A 16,521-nucleotide genomic window follows, 5' to 3' on the forward strand; every position below is an offset into this window, starting at 1 on the left:
ACCCGGGACTCGGGTCGCGCCCCTTCCCGTCGTCGTACGGCATGCGTCGCGGCGGCACCCATCAGGCGGCATCCGCGTCGAGTTCGAACCACACCGCCTTCCCCACCCCGTGCGTCCGCACGCCCCAGTCGTCCGCGAGGGACTGGACCAGCACCAGGCCTCTGCCGTTCGTACAGTTGTCGGCGTTCGGTACACGCAGTCTGGGCCGGCGGGCCACGAAGTCCCTCACCTCCACCCTGAGTCCGTGCGGTCCGACGATCGCCGTCAGGACGGCGTCATGGTCGGTGTGGACGATTGCATTGGTGACGAGCTCGCTGGTGAGCAGTTCGGCTATGTCCGATCGTCCGGGCCTCCCCCAGTGCCGCAACAGCTCGCGCAGGGCCCTGCGTGCCTCCGGTACGGCCCGCAGGTCCGCCCGTCCGAGTCTGCGCCTGAGCTGAGGCGACTGCGTGTGTTCCCCGGCGCTCGCGGCCTTGTCCTCCACTGTCTGTGCCGAGGAGGCCCCGATGGTGATGGGACCGCCTCCTCGTGCCTGCCTTTTCATGACCCCCGCCCGCGTGCCGATGTCGGTTCCCCTCCTGCTCGAACACGTTCACGGGAACCATTTCCCAGTCGGACGGGCGGCAGTCATGTCGAATCGTCAACGACCAGGTGTTCGGCCACGGTTGCGGCAGGCCGTGCCGGTGGATGAAACCCGGAACGTCACCCATCGGCCGCCCGGAGGCCGCCGCGGAAGACGACCGGATCGAGTCGGCCACCGGCCACGGCCTCGGGCTGCGGGCCGCGGTTGTGATTCCGGCGAGGGGAGGCAAGGCGGTGCAATCCGCCCCGGCGGAGGCGGCCGACCAGGGCAGTCCTGCACGGCATCGTGCCGATGCCGTCGAGGGACTGCGGACCGCTGCGGATCGGACAGTTCGACGATCCCGCTCTGCGGATCCGGCCGTACACGACCCGGACGACCGGCGGGCGCGCCTCGACCTCGAGGCGCCGTCCGAGCCGATGCCCGAAGTCTGTGAATCTGGCCGGAATTCGCTACTGCAGCTGCCCTGGTGGCGCCGTGTGGTGGCGGGGCCGCCCGCCCGACCCCCGTCCGGGAGGGCGGCCCCGCTGGTGAGGTGGTCCTGTGGTGCGCCGGTCAGTAGAGCTTGTTGACCGCGGTGGTGGTGGTCTTCTTGAAGGCCTTCACCGGCGCGTCCGTGAAGTCGCCCATCTGCCCCCACTGCACGACGGTGACGGTGCCGCCGTCCCGGCCGACGGAGACGAGATGGATGTCCATGGCACCCCACGCGGCACGCGTCGCGAAGCCGTGGACGCGGGCGCCCTCCTCGACCGGCAGGCTGCCGTAGCCCTTGTGGTCGGCCTCGATCTCCGGGTCGGCGTCCATGCGCGTGACGCAGCGCTTGATCTCCTTGTCGAGGCGCGTGGCGAGGGCCTTGGCCTTGGCGTTGTCACCGACGACGACGTTGAGCTGTTCGGCACCGGTGTCGAGGTCGGTGCGGAAGGTGCGGTGGCGGGAGTCGTAGGCGAGCAGCGCCTCGCCGAAGCAGTACTGCATCTCCTCCGGCACCCCGTCGGCGACCGGCGCGGCGGTCCAGCCGGAGGAGGGGTGCGGCGGGAGTTCGGTCGCCGACAGGAACTTCGGCGCGGGCGCCTTCGTCGCGGCGCCGGCGGGTGCGGCGGTGAGTGCGGCGCCCGCGGCGAGGCCCGCGACGGCGAGTGCGGCGAGCGTGCCGGTGCGAGTGCGCTTGGACATGGGTGTCCCCCCGTGAATGACATGGCAGCGTGAACGATCGGAAGTGAGCCGGCACCGACGGCGGATGGTCCGTCCGGCCCTGGTCGGTGCGACACCAAGAGCATCAGCCGTCACAGCGGGCGACCGCAAGCGCCGACACCGGATCCGCAACGGTGGAACCATCCCAGCCCTTGTGACGTGCAGGTATATGGAGTGCCTGGGATGCCGTCCCGGGACGGCGGAGGACACGGGGGAACGGTGTCGGCAGCACAGGACGACGTCCAGGAGTTCGCGGCGTTGCTCAGACGCCTGAAGGACCGCACCGACCGCAGCTACGGTCAGCTGGCCCGCCGCCTGAACATGAACACCTCCACGCTGCACCGCTACTGCGCCGGAGACGCGGTCCCCGTCGACTTCGCCCCCGTGGAACGCTTCGCCGCGCTGTGCGAGGCGACGCCGCAGGAGCGACTGGAGCTGCACCGGCTGTGGATCCTGGCGGTGGCGGCACGGCAGCGGTCCCGTTCGGCGGCTTCCGCCACGGCGGACGGCAGCCCTTCCGCAGCGGACGGCTCCCCGGTGGACGCGGCCGAGGAGCCCACGGGACTCGTGACCGCGGACCCGACACCTGCCGGCACCCCTCCCCGCCACCCCTGGTACCGCCGTCGGCGCCTGCTGGTGTCGGCGGCCGTGGCGACGGCGCTGCTCGCCACGCTGGGCAGCCTCTCCGCCCTGCCGGACGACGACCGTCCCCGCGCGAGCGACTCCGTCCAGGGCTCCGATCCGACCCGTACGACGCCGACGAGCACTCCCCGCCCGACGTCGACGGGCTCGCCGAGCCCCTCCCCCACCACCCCGTCACCGTCGGCCGGCGCCTCGAAGAAGCCCTCGCCGAAGTCCGCTCCGTCAGGCGGCAGCCCCTCGAAGGAAGCCGGCCGACAGCAGCCCCCGGCCGGGGTGCCGCTCACCTGGAGCGCCAACTCCCATGTGTGGCAGGCCGGCTGCGGCCACAACTACGTCGTCGCCAGGCCGCCCGGCCAGGTACCGCCGCCTCCCCCGCCGCAGGACGCCGAGGCGTGGGCGGGCTCGCAGAGCGCGGTGCACGGGAAGCAGACGCTGATCGAGATCTCCGTGCAGGGCAAGACCTCCACGGCCGTCGTCCTGAAGGCCCTGAGGGTGCGCGTCGTCGGCCGCTCGGCGCCTTCCAAGGGCACCGTCTACACCATGGACCAGGGCTGCGGCGGAGCGCTGACGCCTCGCTACTTCGACGTCGACCTGGACAAGGACCGCCCCATCGCCCGCCCGGCCGACGGCAACGACTCGGGCGTCACGATCCCGGCCATGCGCCTGCCGTACCGCGTGTCCGCCGAGGACCCGGAGGTGCTGCTGGTCGACGCGCGGACGGAGAGCTGCGACTGCAGCTGGTACCTGGAGCTGGACTGGTCCTCCCAGGGCCGCACCGGCACGGTCCGCGTCGACGACCACGGCCGCCCCTTCCGCACGACCGGCATCAAGGGGCTGCCCATGTACGTGTACGACACCTCGGCCCGCTCGTGGGTGACGTACCGGCCGTAGCCGAAGCCGCCGTCAGGCCTCCCAGACGGCGGCCGCCGTACGGTCGTCCGCGTACCCCTTCACCCGCACCTGGGTGTCGGCGAGGAACTCGGCGAGGCCGGGCGGTTCGGGAGCGGACCACCGTCCGGTGAGGTGGGCGGCGAGTTCGGGCTCGCCGCGCAGCGGGTCGGCGAGGCCGCCGGTGCACATGAGGAGGGTGTCGCCGGGGCGGGCCACGGACGCGCGGAAGCGGAAGGGTTCGCGGGGCGGCTCGGGGGCGGGGTCGTAGGGGCTCGGGGGTGTGGGGATGCCGAGGTCCATGGTGAGGCGGTCGCCCTCGGGGGTCTCGGCGGGGAGCGAGCCGAAGCCGACGACGGGTTCGCCGGTGATGTCCGTGACGCGGGGTTCGATGTCCTGCCATTCGCCGCCCCGCAGACGGAACAGTCCGCCCGCGCCGACTCCGAAGAAGACCCGGGTCCGGCACTCGGGGTCGGCGGGGAGAAGGAGGCAGCGCAGGGTCGCCGCGTACTCCTCGGGTTCGATGCCCTGTTCGGCGGCGCTGGCGCGGAGCTTGCCGAGGCTGCGGTCGGTGAGGCGGTGCAGGCCGGACTTGAGGTCGCCGCGCCTGGCGGCCCTTATGTCGTCCGCGAGCCGCCCGTGACTTCGGCCGACGGCCCGGCCGATCCAGTGGCATGCCTCGGCGGCGGCGCGGTGCGCGCCCGGGGTGGCTCGGGCGCCGGTGGCCATCGCCACCAGGATCAGGGCGTTCTCTCCGGTGCCGAAGCGGGCGGTGAGAAGGGAGTCGCGGCGGGGTTCGCCCCGGTAGCGGGCTGAGTCGCCGCGCAGGGACACGGCCCGCAGGGTGGAGGCGCCGTAGCGGGCGCCGTCGAGGACGGTGTCGGCGACCAGATCGTCGAGGTCGTCGGGGTCCGCGGGTGGCAGGGCGGTGGGTTCGGGGGCGTAGGTGGGAGGGCCGTCGCCCACGTAGTCGAGGGGTGTCGGGGGGTGGGTGGTGAGGTCCACCTGGGTAGCTGTGCGGGGCTCGTCGTCGGTCGCCGGCGCCGCCCGCCCCCGGGGCTCCTCCACGGTGAATCCCGGCGGTTTCGGCAAGCCCGCGGGGAAGGTCGACGGACCGGGACCCGGACCCGCCACGGCCTCCGTGCCGGCCCGCGAAGCCGGAACCGGGGCGCCGGTTCCTGACACCCCCGCCGCCGAGGCGAAGCGGTCGTCCAGTGTGTCGGGCGCCTTGGTCGGGCCCGTGTCATCGGTGAAGTCACCGTACAGCTGCCCCCACCAGTCGTCCTCGTGACCGGTGGCCTTTCCCCCCTGCTGGCTCATGCCCCCAATTGTCCACCGCACGGCCCGTATGAAAACGGGGCATCCGGAAAATCCGACCCGGGGAAGCACCTCGAAAGGCATGGTCGAGTGAGGTGGTGAACAGTCGTGCGAGGCAAGTGACGGAACAGGACGTGAAACAGGTCGCCGGGAGGCCCCACCCCCCACGGGAGGACCGCCCGGCGACTGTCGGGTGACCCGGGCCCGGATCCCCTTCGCGCGCCTCAGCGCACGTCGTAGGCCCGGGTCACGATCTGGGTGACCGAGGTGCCGTTCGCGTCGGTCAGGACGGTTCTGAGTGTGACCTGCTTTCCTGTCGCTCCGCTGTGGTGCACCTTCGCGGTCCAGGTCCCGTCGTCCTGCTGTGCCGTTTGTGCCTCGGTCCAGGTACCGCCTTCGTCGTAGGAGTAGGCGAGTTGGGCCTGTGTCAGCTCACCTGGCCGGTAGCCCGCGTGGCCGGTCGCCGTGAGTGTGATCTCCTGTCCGTCGTCGGCGGGGAGCGTCTTCAGGCCGTCCTCCGGCAGCGCGTACCGCGGGAAGAGCATCGGTATGCCTTGCGAGTAGGCGTCCTCGTCCAGTGCCGAGCGGAAGGCCCACGTCGTCGTCGTGCTCGTGGAGCGTTTCCAGGCCGCGGCCGGAGGGCCGATCTTCGCGGTGTTCAGGGTGAGTTCGTACCCCGACTCGGTGGCTGGGACGGTGAACACCCCGAACGGGTAGGGACTTTCCCCGATCGTCTCGCCGTCCCGCCGCAGCGTCATGCCGCCGATGTCGCCGAAGCTGCCCTGCACGCCCTGGTGGTGGCCGTCGCCCCAGAAGCCGGGTGCCACGCCGATCAGGTTGCCCTGCCGTTCGGCGGCGAGGGCGGGCCGGCCGCTGTCGTCGAGCGGGGTGGCGGGGGCGAGGACACCGCCGTACCACTCCTCGGTTCGCCGCTCCCCCTTCCGGTACGTGCGCATGGGGTCGATCATGAACTCGCCCCACGGGAAGCTGCTGGACACCTCGTGCTCCCAGCCGGTCGTGCCCGGCGAGTGGTACTCGGTGCGGGTGAACGGCGCGGGGACCGTCTCCAACCCGGCGAAGTAGCCGCTCAGTCCGTTCGGGCGGGTCATGGCCGTCAGGTCGACGTGGTCGGTGGTGGCGGACGCCATCGAGTTGTACGCCGCCGTCGTCGCCGCCAGGTCCCGGTCCCGGACGCGGTAGGTGCGGTCGCCACCGATCGGGCCCTGCTCCGGGAAGGCGAGGTTGTAGACGTACGGGCTCTTGGCGGTGGCCTGCCAGCGCAGGGTCACGTCCCCCGCCGCGAGCAGCGCCTTCGCCTCCTCGGCCGGGACGGCGAGGACCGGCAGCGCGCCGCCGGTGAAGCCTGCCGACGGGTACCAGCGGCCGGGGGCGTCACGGTGGACGAGGACCGCCACCGCACCGGCCTCCTTCGCGCGCCTCGCGACCTCGTAGGCGCTCCCGCCGTCCGGGACTCCGACGAGCGCGATCTTTCCCGCCGCTCCCGAAAGCTCCTCCTGCGTACCGGACCTGGCATCGAAGAGCGGCGCCCGGCCCGTGCCGTCGAGGTTGGCCGAGTTGAACGACGCGGTCGTCGGATGCAGCGACCGGCCGCCCACCACGGCGAGTTCGGTGATCTGCGGGGCCGCCGCGCGCCAGAAGCTGTCGAACTCGAAGTCCCCGTCGGCCGCCCTGCCCGTGACGGAGGCGTAGTAGCCGCGCAGTTCGCGCCCACCGGCCGCCGTGCCCGCGTGCAGCCAGGTGTCGTCCCAACTGCGCGCGAACCCCAGTGTGGCGCCGCGGAGTTCGGTCGGCCCGTCGGTCCTGATGTTCAGCCGGTGGGCCTTGCGGGCGTCGAGGACGACGGTCGTGTCGTCGCGGATCTCCAGCTGCGGACGGCCGAGGTAGGTGAGGGAGTCGAGGAGCGTGCCCCCGGTCTCGGGGGTCGTGACGAAACCGGAGAGGAAGTAGGCGCCCGGACGGATCCGGTACGTCTGGTCCGCGGCGCCCTCGTTGAAGCGGCGCTCGCCGGCCGCGTCGTCGGTGCCGACCAGGTCGACGGAGGAGGCGCCGTCGGCGGGCTTGCCGAGGCGGTCTATCAGCTTGACGCGCAGGGTGACGGTCTCCGGCTGGACGTGCAGCGCGAAGGGGGTCGAGACCGTGCGGCCGTCCTTGGCCGTGGCGAGGACGCGGCCCGTGACGTCGCCGTACTGGGCCCGATGGAGCGTCGCCGCCGGGTCGATCCGCAGTGGGACCTCGACCGTCCCGCCCGCCGGAACGGTGACCGAGCGGGCGTCGAGGCGGGCGATCGACGAGCGGACGGTGGAGCCGTCGTTGCCGGTTACGGCGGGCACCGACAGCTTCAGCTCCACCGCCCTGTCCGTGGTGTTGGTGTAGGGCACGGCGACCGTCGTACGGTCGCTCGCGTCCTGGGGCCAGTTGAACGTGCCGGCCTGCAGCGCGGGTGCGCCCAGCACCTGCTGCCCGATCGCGGCGCGGACGTCGAGGCGTCCACCGCCCGTCGCACGGGTGTCGCCGGGGATGTCCGTGTCGGCGGAGGAGACGAGCGCCGCCTTGATCTGCCGGGCACTCCACTGCGGGTGGCGTTGCTTGACGATGGCGGCCGCGCCCGCGACGTGCGGGGTCGCCATCGACGTACCGCTCATGGCCTGGTAGGCGTACACGCCACGCCCGCCGGCCTGCGCGGCGGAGATGCCGACGCCCGGGGCGGCGATCTCCGGCTTGAGGGTGTGCGAGCCGTACACCGGGCCGCGGCTGGAGAAGGAGGCCGTGGAGTCGTCACGGTCGACGGCGCCGACGGTGAGGACGCTCGGGGCGCAACCCGGGGACGAGACCGTGTTGTTGCCGGGCCCGGTGTTGCCCGCGGCGACGACGAACAGGGTGTTCCCGCTCGACCGCGCGAGCTCCTCCGTCGCCTGGGCCATCGGGTCGGTGCAGTCGGTGCGGGCCGGATTGCCGAGGCTCATCGAGACGACGTCGGCGCCCTGGTCGACGGCCCACTGCATGCCGGCGATGATCCACGAGGTCTCGCCCTGGCCGTAGTCGTTGAGGACCTTGCCGTGGAGGAGGCCGGCGCCGGGCGCGACACCCTTGTTCCTGCCGTCGCTCGCGGCGCCGGTGCCGCCGACGGTGGAGGTGGTGTGGGTGCCGTGGCCGTCGTGGTCGTCGGCGTCCGGGGAGTCGGTGAAGTTCTTCGAGGCGGTGATACGGCCCTTGAGGTCGGGGTGTTCCGCATCGGCACCGGTGTCCAGGACGGCGACCTTGGTGCCCTTGCCGTCGTAACCGGCGGCCCAGGCCTCGGGGGCGTGCACCTGGCGGGTCGAACGGTCCAGGGTGGCCCGGACCTTGGCGTCGAGCCACAGCTTCTTCAGGTCGCCGGACGCGCGGGAGCGGGGGCTCGTGACGTCGGCCCAGAAGTCGGCGGCCTTCTTCTTGTCGGCCTCCAGCGCCACACCGTCGATCGCGTCGAGGACGAGACCGCGTTCGGCTCCGCGCGGGGCGGGCGGGACGGCTCGGGCGACGGAGCGGTCGTACGTGGCGATCAGCGGGAGCGTCCTGCGGTGGGCGTCGTCGTAGCCCTGGCGGATCAGGCCCGTGACGTTGAAGAGCTCCTCGTCGACGCGGCCGGCGGCGATCGCCTCGACCGCGCCCGCGGGGTAGACGTACAGATCGTCGCCGGAGCGGCGGGTCTGCGTGAAGGACGTCGTGCCGTCCTCGCCGGGCAGCGCGACGGCCCCGTCGCGGGTGACGAGGACGCGGTCGCCGGTGACGAGGGTGACGACGGAGCCGGCGCCGGGGGTGGCCCGGTCGCCGGTCAGCCGCCTCGGGCCGTCGGTCGCCGGGTGCGCGGTCACGGCGGTGGCCGCATGCGTGGGTACGGCTGTCGTCACGGCCAGGATCGCGGCGGTCGCCGCACCCGCGGCCGTACGCGATATCGCTCTCCCCAAGATCGCCCTCTTCCCTTGCTGCCGCCTGCCGACGGGCGCGAATGCGCAGGCCAGGAAGACCCAAGTCGGGCAAAGCGGGCGGTGGTTGATGCTGCGGTGGCGTCACCTTGGCAGAGTGGCGGGTGGTACGGCGATGATGTGCGGAGGCGGTTTTGCGCCGTGGCCGTTTTCCGCCACGGCCCGAACGCCGGTGTTCTTTTTGCGGATGTGCGGATGTTCTTTCGGGGAGGGCGCGGCCCGATGCTGGGAGCGATAGGTCTCGACGAGACACACGAGTCGGCGTACCGCGCCCTGGTGTCCGTGGGCGCCGCCGACGTACCCGATCTCGCGCGCCGGCTGACGCTCGGGGAGCACGACACCGAGCGCGCCCTGCGCCGCCTGGAGCGGCACGGTCTCGCGGCGCAGTCCTCGGCCCGGCCCGGCCGCTGGGTCGCCGCGCCACCCGGGGTGGCGCTGGGCGCGCTGCTCACCCAGCAGCGGCACGAGCTGGAGAAGGCGGAGCTGGCGGCCGCGTTACTGGCCGAGGAGTACCGGGCGGGGGTCGCCGAACCGGCCGTGCACGACCTGGTCGAGGTGGTGATCGGTGCGGCCGCGGTGTCGCAGCGCTTCCTTCAGCTCCAGCTCGGGGCGAGCGAGGAGGTGTGCGCGCTGGTCACCGGCAACCCCGTCGCCGTCACCGGCATCGAGAACGAGGCGGAGGAGCAGGCCGCCCAGCGCGGCGTCCGCTACCGGGTGGTCCTGGAGCGCTCGGTCCTCGACCAGCCGCACGGCGTCACCGAGCTGTCCGCCGCGCTCGGCCGTGAGGAGCAGGTACGGGTCGTGGACCAGGTGCCGACCAAGCTGGTGATCGCCGACCGCACGCTCGCCCTGGTGCCGCTGACCTCGCACACCGCGGAGCCGGCCGCGCTGGTCGTCCACGCGAGCGGGCTGCTGGAGCTGCTCTCCGGGCTGTTCGAGTCGGTGTGGCGGGAGGCGCTGCCGGTACGCCTCGGCACGTCCGGCGTCACCGAGCAGCAGCCGGACGGCCCCGACGACACCGACCTGGAGGTGCTCTCCCTGCTGCTGGCCGGCCTGACCGACGCGAGCGTGGCCAAGCAACTGGACCTGGGGCTGCGGACCGTGCAGCGCCGGGTGAAGCGGCTGATGGAGCTGACCGGGGTGACGACGCGACTGCAGCTGGGGTGGCACGCGTACGAGCGGGGGTGGGTGGCACGGGAGCGGCAGGGGTGACGTGCGCCCGAGCACGGGCAGGCATGACGGGCTCCCGGGTACGGGCAGGGTGACGGTGGCGCACCCACGCCGGCCAGGCTGATCTGCGCTTTCTCCCCGGCTCCGGCAGTCTGGTCAGATGGGAGTGTGGGACCTTGTGCTGGTCGGCCTGGTCCTCCTGCTCGGCCTCTGCGGAGTGCTGGTACCCGGCGTGCCGGGGTCGTGGCTGGTGTGGGCCGCGGTCTTGTGGTGGGCGCTGAAGGACCCCCAGCCGGTCGCGTGGTGGGTGCTCGTCGGGGCCACTGTCGCCCTGGTCCTCTCCCAGGTGGTGCGCTGGGCGCTCCCGCCCCGTCGGCTGCGCCCGAACTGGGCCGCCCCTCGCATCGTGGCCTACGCCGGAGCGGGATCGTTCCTGGGCTTCTTCCTGATCCCCGTGCTCGGTTCGATCCCCGGCTTCATGGCCGGCATCTACCTGGGGGAACGGCTCCGGCTGGGCCGCCACGGCGAGGCGAGGGCCGCGCTGCGGACGGCGATGCGCGCGGGCGGTTCGAGCGTGCTGGCGGAGCTGTTCACCTGCCAGCTGATCGCGGGGGCGTGGCTGGGCGCGGTGATCTGGGGCTGATACATCGGGTCTCTTCCGCCATGTTGACGACTAGGCACCCCTTCTCTACGTTGCGTCGCGGGATAGCTCCGATGAATCGGGGCTCTGACGTATCGCCGTACAGATGGAGGCGTAATGCCCAGCCCGTCCAGACGTACCGTGCTCGCCACCGGGTCCGCCCTCGGCGGGACCCTCCTCGCAGGCGGCCTGCCCGCACAGGCGAGCGCAGCCGACGCCGCGGCCCCCTCCGACCCCTGGCGCACCGTCCTCGACGACGCCGACCTCGTCTGGCAGCGGATGCCGACGGCCTGGTACGAGGGCCCCTTCCTCGGCAACGGCTTCCTCGGCTCCGGCATCTACGCCGAGCCGGGTGCCGGGGCGAACGGCGGTACCCGCGCCGTGCGCTTCAACGTCCAGCACTCCGAGGTGCAGGACCACCGCCCCGAGTTCGGCTCGCTGTTCGGGCTGGCCCGCCTTCCGATCGGCCACTTCACGCTGGAGCCGGTGGGCACGATCACCGGCCTGGACTGGCGGCTCGGCCTGCGCGACGCCGAGCTGACCGGCACGCTCACCACGGACAAGGGCACGCTCACCCTACGGGCCCTCGTGCACACCGACCACTCGGTGCTGGCCGTCGAGGTCACCCCGAGCGCGGGTGAGCGCGACTTCCGGTGGGCGTTCCACCCGGCGGACGCGATCAGCCCCCGTGCGGCCTTCAAACCGCTCCCCGAGGGCTACCGGGGCAATCCGCCCGCCGAGGTCGCCGAGCACGCCGGCGTGTGGGCGGCCGAACAGCCCCTCCTGGCGGGCGGGCAGCACGTGACGGCGTGGCGGGAGCGGAGCACGGGCAGGGCACGGACGCTGTACGTCCATGTCGCGCACTCCCACCCCGGGACGACGGCGCTGGGCCGGGCGCTGAAGACCGTACGCCGCACGAGCGCGCTGCCCTACTCCGCGCTGGCGCTGACGCACCGGGCCTGGTGGCATGCCTTCTACCGCAAGAGCTTCCTCTCCCTCCCCGACGCGCGGATGCAGCGCTTCTACTGGATCCAGCTCTACAAGACCGCCTCCGCCGCCCGCCGCGACGCCCCCGTCATGGCGACGAGCGGCCCCTGGCTGGAGCCCACCCCGTGGCCCAACACCTGGTGGAACCTCAACGCCCAGCTGGAGTACTGGCTGATCCATGGCTCCAACCACCTCGAACTCGACGCGATCACCCGGTCGCTGAGCGAGTTCCGGGACAACCTGGCCAAGGAGACGGCGGCCCCGTACCGTGCCGACTCCCTGGGCATCCCGCGCACCACGGACCCTCATCTGATCAACGGCGCCGACGGCCCCCTCACCGGCTACGGCGTCGGCATCCCCGGCCAGGAGCCGCCGACGCCGGAGGTCGGCAACCTCACCTGGGCGCTGCACAACGTGTGGCTCAGCTACCGCCACACGATGGACGAGTCGATCCTCAGGGACGTCCTGTACCCCCTGCTCCGCAAGGCGATCAACTACTACCTGCACTTCCTGGAGCCGGGCCCGGACGGCAGACTGCACCTGCCGGCCACGTTCTCCCCGGAGTACGGCGGCAACTCACGGGACTGCACCTACGACCTGATGCTGCTGACCTGGGGCTGCCGCACCCTTCTCGACGCGGTCGAAGTCCTGGGCGTCGAGGACGAGTTGGCCCCGCGCTGGCGTGATGTGCTGGCCCGGCGGGCGCCGTACCCGACCGACGCGAACGGCTTCATGATCGGCGCGGACATCCCCTTCGCGAAGTCCCACCGCCACTACTCGCATCTGCTCGCGGTGTACCCGCTGTACGAGCTGACCGGCTGCACGCCCGGCGAACGGGCTCTGATCGAGCGGTCGTTGGCGCACTGGGTCGGCTTCGAGGGCGCCTTGCAGGGCTACACGTTCACCGGCGCCGCGTCGATGTCCGCACTGCTGGGCAAGGGCGAGGACGCGCTGACGTACCTGGGCGAGCTGATGTCCCGCTTCGTCCAGCCCAACACCATGTACAAGGAGTCGGGCCCGGTCATCGAGACACCGCTGTCGGCGGCGCAGTCCCTGCACGACATGCTCTGCCAGTCCTGGGGCGGTGTGATCCGGGTCTTCCCCGCACTGCCGGACGCCTGGGCCGACCTGACCGTGCACGAGTTCCGCACGCAGGGCGCGTTCCTGCTCTCGGCGGTCCGCGAGGGCGGGGCCACCCGCTGGGTGCGGCTGGTCAGCGAGGCGGGCGCACCGTGCGTCGTCCGGCACGGCATCACCGGGCCGGTGGAGGTACGGGACGGACGCGGCCGCCCGCTGCGGTGGTCCGCCGCCGGGGAGGGCGCGATCCGCATCGCCCTGCGAAAGGGCGACTCGGCGCTGATCACGGCGCGCGGCGACCGGCCGGACCTGACGATCGCGCCGGTGCGACCGAACGAGGACGCCCCGCGCTGGGGGCTTCCCGCGTAGCGGCCGGTGCGGTCGGCGTAGGCCCCTGGCCCTAGGGCGAGCAGCCGATGCGCCGGTGAGGCGTGAGTGTTTCGCTGGCGGTATGACCGAATTCAGCGAGGCGGAACGGGCGTATCTGAGGTCGCAGCGGCTGGGGCGGCTGGCCACCGTCGACCCGGCGGGCCGGCCGCAGGCGAACCCGGTCGGCTTCTTCCCGCAGGACGACGGGACGATCCTGATCGGCGGCCTCGCGATGGGCACCACCAAGAAGTGGCGCAATCTGCGCAACAACCCGAAGCTGGCCCTGGTCGTCGACGATCTCGTCAGCGTACGGCCGTGGCGAGTGCGCGGGATCGAGATCCGCGGGGACGCGGAACTCCTGACGGGCCCGCACGAACTGGGCCCGCACTTCAGCGAGGAGGTCATCCGCATCCACCCGCGGTGGGTCCACAGCCGGGGGATGGAGGCGGACTAGAGCCTGCCCTCCAGCGTGAGCAGCCGCATCTTGCGCTCGAGGCCGCCCGCGTACCCGGTCAGCGACCCGTCGGCCCCGATCACCCGGTGGCACGGGCGGACGATCAGCAGCGGGTTGGCGCCGATCGCGCCGCCGACGGCCCGTACGGCGGCACGGGAGGCACCGATCCGCGCGGCGATCTCGCCGTACGTCGTGGTGGCGCCGCAGGGAACGGAGTCGAGAGCCGCCCAGACCTTCTCCCGGAACTCACTGCCGGCCGTCCGCAACTCCAGCCGGAACTCCTTGAGTTCACCGGCGAAGTAGGCCGCGAGCTGTTCCTCGGCCGCACGGAAGAGCGCGGGGTCGCGCCGCCAGCCGTCCTGGACGGTACGGCCGCCCTTCTGGCCCGGCACGGAGAGGGAGGTCAGGGCGCCGGTGGCCGGGTCGGCGGTGAGGAGGAGGGGGCCGACGGGGCTGTCGACCTCGGTCCAGTGGGTCGGGGTGCTCATGATTACTCCAACTCCCCTGCTGCACGCAGGTGTTGCAAGGCATAGGAGCGCCAGGGGCGCCAGCTGTCGGGGGTGTCGGTGCCGGGCGGGGCGACGTCCGGATCGCCGAGGGCACGGGTGCGGATGACGGCGACGGTACGGGCATCCAGGCCGGGCAGGTCGAGCAGCGCGCGGTGTGCCTCGTCCCGGTCGGCGCCCGGGTCCAGCCGCAGGGCGCCGTCGGCGAGGGCGGCGGTGAGCGCGCCCAGTGGCCCGTGGGGCTCGGCCTCGGCGAGCACGGCCGCCTCGGGAAACAGATGGGTGAGGCTGCCGCAGGGCGCGTCCAGTGCCTTGCCGTACCGCCGCACCAGCCGCTCGGCCTCCACCGGCCCGACCACTGCCCGCACGGCCAGTTCCTCCGCGTCGGCGGCCCCGGGTGACCGCAGTCCCGGCCGCGCCGCGACCAGGGGACCGAGCCGGGAATCGTCGCCGAGCCGCTCGTCGACGGCGTACGGATCGGCGTCGAGGTCGAACAGGCGCCGTAGCCGCTGCACGGCGGTCGTCAGGTCGCGCGGGTCGGTGAGGTGCAGGCGGGCGTCGAGCCAGCCGCCGGGGTGGGTCGCCGAGGCAGGTGTGGCGCGCAGGCGGGAAGCGGGGGCGTCCGCGGGGGCCCGCTTGCGCACGCCGCCCATCCGCTCCTGCACGGCCACGATGCCGGTGCCGTGCGGCAGCCGCAGGGTGCGACGGTACGTACGGCGCCCGGCCGGCCCGCCGACGTCCTCGACGCCGGGCACGGCCTCGCGCTCCAGCAGGTCGAGGACGAGGCCCGCCTGGTACGGCCCCCGGTACGCGAGCCGCAGCGGGATCCCGGCCGACGGAGTGCCCATACGCCGGTCGCCACGGACGCCCTTCGGTGCGGCGGCGACCCGCAGCTCGCTCGGGGTCGACGCGTACACCTCCCGGATCGTGTCGTTGAACTGCCGCACGCTGGCGAACCCGGCGGCGAAGCCGATCTCCGTGATCGCCAGCTCGGTGGTCTGCAGGAGCACACGCGCGGTGTGCGCCCGCTGCGCCCTGGCCAGCGCGACCGGCCCGGCGCCCAGCTCGGTGGTGAGCTGCCGCTGCACCTGCCGGGCGCTGTAGCCGAGCCGCGCAGCAAGCCCGGCGACGCCTTCCCGGTCGACGATCCCGTCGCCGATCAGCCGCATCGCCCGCCCGACGACATCGGCCCGCACGTTCCACTCGGCGGACCCCGGCACGGCGTCCGGCCGGCACCGCCGGCAGGCCCGGAAACCCGAGCCCTGCGCGGCGGCGGCCGTCGCGAAGAACCGCACGTTACGCCGCTTCGGCGTGACTGCGGGGCAGCTGGGACGGCAGTAGATCCCGGTCGTCTCGACAGCGAAGAAGAACTCGCCGTCGAACCGGGCGTCCCGGCTGCGCACCGCCTCGTACCTGGTGTCTTCGTCCATCACGGTGTCCAGTCTCCGCTGTGGCAGGAGCCGGTGCTAGCGGAAATCGGACACGAGCCTCACTTCGCGGCGCCGGTCGGGCATTCCAGCCCGTCCGGCGTTTGAGGACGAGGCCGTTCAGGCCGAAGCGGGGGTCTGGGGGCGGCAGCCCCCAGCCACGGCCAGGAGGACACCGGCACCGTCACCGCCAACGTCCACCCCGCTTGGCCTCCATCGCCGCGCGCCCCTCCGCCCCCTTCCGCTTCCAGTCCTTCTTGATCTCGGCCCGCAGCCGAGCATCGGTCTTGGCAACGATCCACTGGTTCTCGCGCATCAGTTTCCGGTAGCTCTCCAGCCGCCGCACGGGCAGCTCACCGGCGTCCACAGCGGAGCGCACCGCGCACCCCGGCTCGCTCTCGTGGGCACAGTCCTGGAAGCGGCACCGCCCGGCCAGTTCCTCGATCTCCGAGAAGACCTGGCCGACCCCGGTCCCGGCGTCCCACAGCCCGACGCCCCGCAGCCCGGGGGTGTCGATGAGGACCCCACCGCCCGGCAGGGCGAGCAGGTTGCGCGTGGTGGTCGTGTGGCGGCCCTTGCCGTCGACGTCGCGCGCGGCCTGGACCTCCATCACGTCCTCGCCGAGCAGCGCGTTCGCGAGCGTCGACTTGCCCGCGCCGGACTGCCCGAGCAGCACGGACGTACCGCCGGAGACGACCGCGACGAGGACTTCGAGTCCGTCCCCGTCCACCGCGCTGACCGGCAGCACCGGCACACCCGGCGCGGTCGTCTCCACGTCCTGGACGAGATGCGAGAGCGTCACCGCGTCCGGCACGAGGTCGGCCTTGGTGAGCACCACGACCGGCTGTGCGCCCGACTCCCACGCCAGCGCGAGGAACCGCTCGATGCGGCCGAGGTCGAGCTCGAGGGCCAGCGACACAGCGACGATGGCGTGGTCGACGTTGGCGGCGAGGATCTGCCCCTCGGACCGCTTGGAGGAGGTGGAGCGTACGAAGGCGGTACGGCGTGGCAGATACGTCCGTACGTAACGCGGACTGCCCGCGGGTTCGACGGCGACCCAGTCGCCCGTGCACACGACCCGCATCGGATCGTGCGGGGTGACGAACGCCGTGTCGGCCCGTACGACACCGTCGGCGGTGACGACGTCGCACTGCCCGCGGTCGACCCGCAGGACGCGCCCGGGCAGCAGCCCTTCCGCGTCGTGCGGGGTGAACGCGTCGGCCCAGGCCGAGTCCCAGCCGTAGGGAGCCAACGCGGAGAAAACAGAGGTGGAAGTCAACGGGTGACCCT

The 16,521-nt window shown here is 72.7% G+C and carries 12 protein-coding genes; 5 read left to right on the plus strand and 7 right to left on the minus strand.

Annotation, left to right across the window (positions count from 1 at the left end):
• Positions 1–61 precede the first annotated feature (61 nt).
• A complete protein-coding gene (locus ACWGDB_RS38200) occupies positions 62–544 on the minus strand; it encodes an ATP-binding protein (RefSeq protein ID WP_453826661.1) in 483 nt (160 codons plus the stop codon).
• A 591-nt stretch (positions 545–1,135) separates the two neighbouring features.
• Positions 1,136–1,753 carry a hypothetical protein gene (locus tag ACWGDB_RS38205; RefSeq protein ID WP_453826662.1) on the minus strand — a complete coding sequence of 206 codons (618 nt, stop codon included), beginning with the start codon at positions 1,751–1,753 and terminating at the stop codon, positions 1,136–1,138.
• Between the two features lie 237 nt (positions 1,754–1,990).
• On the opposite strand from ACWGDB_RS38205, the gene ACWGDB_RS38210 reads away from it, so the two are divergent.
• Entirely contained in the window at positions 1,991–3,304 is a 1,314-nt protein-coding gene (locus ACWGDB_RS38210; protein ID WP_453826663.1) for a helix-turn-helix domain-containing protein, read from the plus strand.
• A gap of 12 nt (positions 3,305–3,316) precedes the next feature.
• On the opposite strand, the gene ACWGDB_RS38215 is transcribed toward ACWGDB_RS38210, so the two are convergent.
• Both ACWGDB_RS38215 and ACWGDB_RS38220 read right to left on the minus strand, forming a co-directional pair.
• Positions 3,317–4,621, minus strand: a complete 1,305-nt coding sequence (locus tag ACWGDB_RS38215) for a PP2C family serine/threonine-protein phosphatase (protein WP_453826664.1) — start codon at positions 4,619–4,621, stop codon at positions 3,317–3,319.
• Positions 4,622–4,842: 221 nt separating this feature from the next.
• Complete coding sequence (locus ACWGDB_RS38220; RefSeq protein ID WP_453826665.1) at positions 4,843–8,583, minus strand: S8 family serine peptidase; 3,741 nt, start codon at positions 8,581–8,583, stop codon at positions 4,843–4,845.
• 240 nt (positions 8,584–8,823) lie between these two features.
• Here ACWGDB_RS38220 and ACWGDB_RS38225 point away from each other — a divergent pair, with 240 nt between their 5' ends.
• The 4 genes from ACWGDB_RS38225 to ACWGDB_RS38240 all read left to right on the plus strand — a co-directional run bounded on the left by ACWGDB_RS38225 (position 8,824) and on the right by ACWGDB_RS38240 (position 13,298).
• The gene (locus tag ACWGDB_RS38225; RefSeq protein WP_453826666.1) at positions 8,824–9,813 is read left to right on the plus strand and encodes a helix-turn-helix domain-containing protein; all 990 of its coding nucleotides are present in this window, start codon (positions 8,824–8,826) and stop codon (positions 9,811–9,813) included.
• Positions 9,814–9,931: 118 nt separating this feature from the next.
• The gene (locus tag ACWGDB_RS38230; RefSeq protein ID WP_453826667.1) at positions 9,932–10,414 is read left to right on the plus strand and encodes a DUF456 domain-containing protein; all 483 of its coding nucleotides are present in this window, start codon (positions 9,932–9,934) and stop codon (positions 10,412–10,414) included.
• A gap of 114 nt (positions 10,415–10,528) precedes the next feature.
• On the plus strand, positions 10,529–12,844 hold the full coding sequence (locus ACWGDB_RS38235; protein ID WP_453826668.1) for a glycosyl hydrolase family 95 catalytic domain-containing protein: 2,316 nt from the start codon (positions 10,529–10,531) through the stop codon (positions 12,842–12,844).
• A gap of 82 nt (positions 12,845–12,926) precedes the next feature.
• Positions 12,927–13,298 carry a PPOX class F420-dependent oxidoreductase gene (locus tag ACWGDB_RS38240; RefSeq protein WP_453826669.1) on the plus strand — a complete coding sequence of 124 codons (372 nt, stop codon included), beginning with the start codon at positions 12,927–12,929 and terminating at the stop codon, positions 13,296–13,298.
• On the opposite strand, the gene ACWGDB_RS38245 is transcribed toward ACWGDB_RS38240, so the two are convergent.
• From ACWGDB_RS38245 to rsgA, 3 genes are all read right to left on the minus strand, one after another.
• A complete protein-coding gene (locus ACWGDB_RS38245) occupies positions 13,295–13,786 on the minus strand; it encodes a methylated-DNA--[protein]-cysteine S-methyltransferase (RefSeq protein WP_453826670.1) in 492 nt (163 codons plus the stop codon). The genes ACWGDB_RS38240 and ACWGDB_RS38245 overlap by 4 nt on opposite strands.
• A 2-nt stretch (positions 13,787–13,788) precedes the next feature.
• A complete protein-coding gene (locus tag ACWGDB_RS38250; protein ID WP_453826704.1) occupies positions 13,789–15,234 on the minus strand; it encodes a DNA-3-methyladenine glycosylase 2 family protein in 1,446 nt (481 codons plus the stop codon).
• A 181-nt stretch (positions 15,235–15,415) separates the two neighbouring features.
• Positions 15,416–16,510, minus strand: coding sequence for a ribosome small subunit-dependent GTPase A (gene rsgA / locus ACWGDB_RS38255; RefSeq protein ID WP_453826671.1), 1,095 nt, complete (start codon positions 16,508–16,510; stop codon positions 15,416–15,418).
• Between the last annotated feature and the right edge of the window lie 11 nt (positions 16,511–16,521).

This window comes from Streptomyces sp. NPDC055013 (genome assembly GCF_053608645.1).